At 54.4% G+C, this 5,438-nt stretch carries 2 tRNA genes and 2 rRNA genes; all 4 read left to right on the top strand.

The features are described 5' to 3' along the window. The first annotated feature begins 71 nt into the window (after positions 1-71). The 4 genes from AC0L28_RS34245 to AC0L28_RS34230 all read left to right on the top strand — a co-directional run bounded on the left by AC0L28_RS34245 (position 72) and on the right by AC0L28_RS34230 (position 5,340). Positions 72-1,556 (top strand): 16S ribosomal RNA (locus AC0L28_RS34245). Between the two features lie 297 nt (positions 1,557-1,853). After that, a tRNA-Ile gene (locus AC0L28_RS34240) sits at positions 1,854-1,930 on the top strand. A gap of 47 nt (positions 1,931-1,977) precedes the next feature. After that, positions 1,978-2,053 (top strand) — tRNA-Ala (locus AC0L28_RS34235). Between the two features lie 420 nt (positions 2,054-2,473). Continuing rightward, positions 2,474-5,340: ribosomal RNA gene (locus AC0L28_RS34230) — 23S ribosomal RNA — on the top strand. Together the 16S and 23S rRNA genes with 2 tRNA genes alongside form the textbook arrangement of a ribosomal RNA operon. Positions 5,341-5,438 lie beyond the last annotated feature (98 nt).

Below are 5,438 nucleotides of genomic sequence, written 5' to 3'. Positions count from 1 at the left end.
GAAAGTGTCCAGGTGTGAATGTTCTCGTCAATTCAAAGCGTGACCAGATAAAGCCAAATCAAAGTCTTACTAAACTTGAGAGTTTGATCCTGGCTCAGAACGAACGCTGGCGGCAGGCTTAACACATGCAAGTCGAGCGCCCCGCAAGGGGAGCGGCAGACGGGTGAGTAACGCGTGGGAATCTACCCATCTCTACGGAACAACTCCGGGAAACTGGAGCTAATACCGTATACGTCCTTATGGAGAAAGATTTATCGGAGATGGATGAGCCCGCGTTGGATTAGCTAGTTGGTGGGGTAATGGCCTACCAAGGCGACGATCCATAGCTGGTCTGAGAGGATGATCAGCCACATTGGGACTGAGACACGGCCCAAACTCCTACGGGAGGCAGCAGTGGGGAATATTGGACAATGGGCGCAAGCCTGATCCAGCCATGCCGCGTGAGTGATGAAGGCCCTAGGGTTGTAAAGCTCTTTCAACGGTGAAGATAATGACGGTAACCGTAGAAGAAGCCCCGGCTAACTTCGTGCCAGCAGCCGCGGTAATACGAAGGGGGCTAGCGTTGTTCGGAATTACTGGGCGTAAAGCGCACGTAGGCGGATATTTAAGTCAGGGGTGAAATCCCGGGGCTCAACCCCGGAACTGCCTTTGATACTGGGTATCTCGAGTCCGAGAGAGGTGAGTGGAATTCCGAGTGTATAGGTGAAATTCGTAGATATTCGGAGGAACACCAGTGGCGAAGGCGGCTCACTGGCTCGGTACTGACGCTGAGGTGCGAAAGCGTGGGGAGCAAACAGGATTAGATACCCTGGTAGTCCACGCCGTAAACGATGGAAGCTAGCCGTTGGCAAGTTTACTTGTCGGTGGCGCAGCTAACGCATTAAGCTTCCCGCCTGGGGAGTACGGTCGCAAGATTAAAACTCAAAGGAATTGACGGGGGCCCGCACAAGCGGTGGAGCATGTGGTTTAATTCGAAGCAACGCGCAGAACCTTACCAGCCCTTGACATCCCGGTCGCGGTCTCCAGAGATGGAGACCTTCAGTTCGGCTGGACCGGTGACAGGTGCTGCATGGCTGTCGTCAGCTCGTGTCGTGAGATGTTGGGTTAAGTCCCGCAACGAGCGCAACCCTCGCCCTTAGTTGCCAGCATTCAGTTGGGCACTCTAAGGGGACTGCCGGTGATAAGCCGAGAGGAAGGTGGGGATGACGTCAAGTCCTCATGGCCCTTACGGGCTGGGCTACACACGTGCTACAATGGTGGTGACAGTGGGCAGCGAGACCGCGAGGTCGAGCTAATCTCCAAAAGCCATCTCAGTTCGGATTGCACTCTGCAACTCGAGTGCATGAAGTTGGAATCGCTAGTAATCGCGGATCAGCATGCCGCGGTGAATACGTTCCCGGGCCTTGTACACACCGCCCGTCACACCATGGGAGTTGGTTTTACCCGAAGGCGCTGTGCTAACCGCAAGGAGGCAGGCGACCACGGTAGGGTCAGCGACTGGGGTGAAGTCGTAACAAGGTAGCCGTAGGGGAACCTGCGGCTGGATCACCTCCTTTCTAAGGATAAACCTCAATGGAAACGCTCACTCGTTGAGCCTCTGCCTTCTGGTTTACTTGGAACAAGACGGAAGAGAGTCACTCTTACCGTCGTGCATACCTTAAGCGGGTCTGCCGCCTTCGTTTCTCTTTCTTCGCGAATGACTTTGACTTGCGCTCGCGCGCCGCATCGCACCCTTTGGGTGCTGGCGCTCCGCGAGGGCGCGGCAGCAAGCCGCGATGGCCTGGCCGCGACGGCCGGTTGGCCTTGCGAGACTTGCGTCTCGTTGGCGAAAGCCGATTTACGGCGCAGTCTTGGGGCTTGTAGCTCAGTTGGTTAGAGCGCGCGCTTGATAAGCGTGAGGTCGGAGGTTCAAGTCCTCCCAGGCCCACCACTTCGCAATCCGCAAGGATTGTCGATCTTCCTCGACAAAAGGTATCAGGGGCCGTAGCTCAGCTGGGAGAGCGCCTGCTTTGCAAGCAGGATGTCGTCGGTTCGATCCCGTCCGGCTCCACCATTCCCGCGCAATCCGCAGGATTGTCGCTACCTCGTTCTGAAAAGAGGGAAGAGGTGTCGAGTGGATGTGAAACCGGTTGCAAAAGTCATTCGTTTAAGAGTTTGCGGCGAGCATCTAGCTCTCCGCCTGTTCTGTTTGACATCGTAAAGAGAAGATTTGTTCGAACTTCACAGCCCGCAAGGGGTGTGATTTGTCGCGGGAGACGCTCAATCTCCCGCATATGATGGGTTTGCCTAACCGCACCCTCGAACCGATCTCGAGAAGCTGGTCTTTTTGTGCCAATTCCATTGAAGCTAGATCCTGCACAGGATCTGGTTCGAGCGACGATCCCTTTGGGATCGCGCTGAGGCAAAGATCCTTCGGGATTAGCTGAAGCGACGATCTCTTCGAGATCGCGCGATGGGTATTGGCAATGAGAACGATCAAGTGTCTTAAGGGCAATTGGTGGATGCCTTGGCATGCACAGGCGATGAAGGACGTGATACGCTGCGATAAGCTACGGGGAGGTGCGAATACCCTTTGATCCGTAGATTTCCGAATGGGGAAACCCACCTAAGGTGCTTGGAAAATCAGAGCAGCAGGTAATTGGCGCGAGATCCCAAAAGGATTGAGCGTTAAGCGACGATCTTTTTGAGATCGCGCAGACTTGCTGCTGTGGTTTCCAAGTATCTGTTATAGGTAACTTATCCTGAATACATAGGGATAAAGTGGCGAACGCGGGGAACTGAAACATCTAAGTACCCGTAGGAAAGGACATCAACCGAGACTCCGGCAGTAGTGGCGAGCGAACCCGGACCAGGCCAGTGGCGATGATGAGACAAGCGGAACCTTCTGGAAAGTAGGGCCATAGTGGGTGACAGCCCCGTACGCGTAATGCAAATCATCGTCCTCGAGTAAGGCGGGACACGTGAAATCCTGTCTGAAATTGGGGGGACCACCCTCCAAGCCTAAGTACTCGTGCATGACCGATAGCGAACTAGTACCGTGAGGGAAAGGTGAAAAGCACCCCGACAAGGGGAGTGAAAGAGTACCTGAAACCGATTGCCTACAAACAGTGGGAGTCCAAGGTTCGTCCTGGGTGACCGCGTACCTTTTGTATAATGGGTCAGCGACTTAGTGTGACGAGCAAGCTTAAACCGCTAGGTGTAGGCGCAGCGAAAGCGAGTCTGAACAGGGCGTTCAGTTCGTCGCATTAGACCCGAAACCGAGTGATCTAGCCATGAGCAGGTTGAAGGTAAGGTAACACTTACTGGAGGACCGAACCCATAACTGTTGCAATAGTTCGGGATGACTTGTGGCTAGGGGTGAAAGGCCAATCAAACTCGGAAATAGCTGGTTCTCCGCGAAATCTATTTAGGTAGAGCGTCGACCGAATACCCCAGGGGGTAGAGCACTGGATGGGCTAGGGGTCCTCACCGGATTACCAAACCTAACCAAACTCCGAATACCTGGGAGTACTAGTCGGCAGACACACGGCGGGTGCTAACGTCCGTCGTGAAAAGGGAAACAACCCTGACCTACAGCTAAGGTCCCCAAGTTATGGCTAAGTGGGAAAGGATGTGAGGATCCCAAAACAACCAGGATGTTGGCTTAGAAGCAGCCATCATTTAAAGAAAGCGTAACAGCTCACTGGTCTAAATAAGGGTCTTTGCGCCGAAAATGTAACGGGGCTCAAGCCATACACCGAAGCTTAGGGTTCGTGAGCAATCACGAGCGGTAGCGGAGCGTTCTGTAAGCTGATGAAGCCATACCCGTGAGGGGTGGTGGAGGTATCAGAAGTGCGAATGCTGACATGAGTAACGTAAGGGGAGTGAGAGACTCCCCCGCCGAAAGTCCAAGGGTTCCTGCTTAAAGCTAATCTGAGCAGGGTTAGCCGGCCCCTAAGTCGAGGCAGAAATGCGTAGACGATGGGAACCACGTTAATATTCGTGGGCCTGGAGGAAGTGACGGATCATTGAGGTAGTCCAATCTTATCGGATTGAACGGGCTGCTGCGTGGTTCCAGGAAATAGCTCCTCCTTATAGACCGTACCCGAAACCGACACTGGTGGACTGGTAGAGTATACCAAGGCGCTTGAGAGAACTATGCTGAAGGAACTCGGCAAATTGCACGCGTAACTTCGGAAGAAGCGTGACCCTTTTCCACGCAAGTGGAGGAGGGTGGCACAGACCAGGGGGTAGCGACTGTTTATCAAAAACACAGGGCTCTGCGAAGTCGCAAGACGACGTATAGGGTCTGACGCCTGCCCGGTGCTGGAAGGTTAAGAGGAGGGGTGCAAGCTCTGAATCGAAGCCCCAGTAAACGGCGGCCGTAACTATAACGGTCCTAAGGTAGCGAAATTCCTTGTCGGGTAAGTTCCGACCTGCACGAATGGCGTAACGACTTCCCCGCTGTCTCCAGCATAGACTCAGTGAAATTGAATTCCCCGTGAAGATGCGGGGTTCCTGCGGTTAGACGGAAAGACCCCGTGCACCTTTACTATAGCTTTACATTGGCATTCGTAGTGGCATGTGTAGGATAGGTGGTAGGCTTTGAAACCTGGGCGCCAGCTCAGGTGGAGCCACCCTTGAAATACCACCCTTATCACTATGGATGTCTAACCGCGGCCCGTCATCCGGGTCCGGGACAATGTATGGTGGGTAGTTTGACTGGGGCGGTCGCCTCCTAAAGAGTAACGGAGGCGCGCGATGGTGGGCTCAGAACGGTCGGAAATCGTTCGCTGAGTGCAATGGCATAAGCCTGCCTGACTGCGAGACTGACAAGTCGAGCAGAGACGAAAGTCGGTCATAGTGATCCGGTGGTCCCGCGTGGAAGGGCCATCGCTCAACGGATAAAAGGTACGCCGGGGATAACAGGCTGATGACCCCCAAGAGTCCATATCGACGGGGTTGTTTGGCACCTCGATGTCGACTCATCGCATCCTGGGGCTGGAGCAGGTCCCAAGGGTATGGCTGTTCGCCATTTAAAGCGGTACGTGAGTTGGGTTCAGAACGTCGTGAGACAGTTCGGTCCCTATCTGCCGTGGGTGTAGGAATATTGAAAGGATCTGTCCCTAGTACGAGAGGACCGGGATGGACGGATCTCTGGTGGACCTGTTGTGGCGCCAGCCGCATAGCAGGGTAGCTATATCCGGACGGGATAACCGCTGAAGGCATCTAAGCGGGAAACCCACCTTAAAACGAGTATTCCCTGAGAACCGTGGAAGACGACCACGTTGATAGGCCGGGTGTGGAAGAGCGGCAACGCTTGAAGCTTACCGGTACTAATAGTTCGATCGGCTTGATCGTTCTCATTCCCTATGCCCATTTTGGGCGACAATCCTTCGGATTGCGCCGCGCGACAATCCTTCGGATTGCGCCGCGCGACAATCCTTCGGATTGCGCCG

The organism is Mesorhizobium sp. WSM4847 (genome assembly GCF_055811335.1).
The sequence above is the reverse complement of the archived record's forward strand: the minus strand, read 5'-3'. Positions and strand labels throughout refer to the sequence as shown.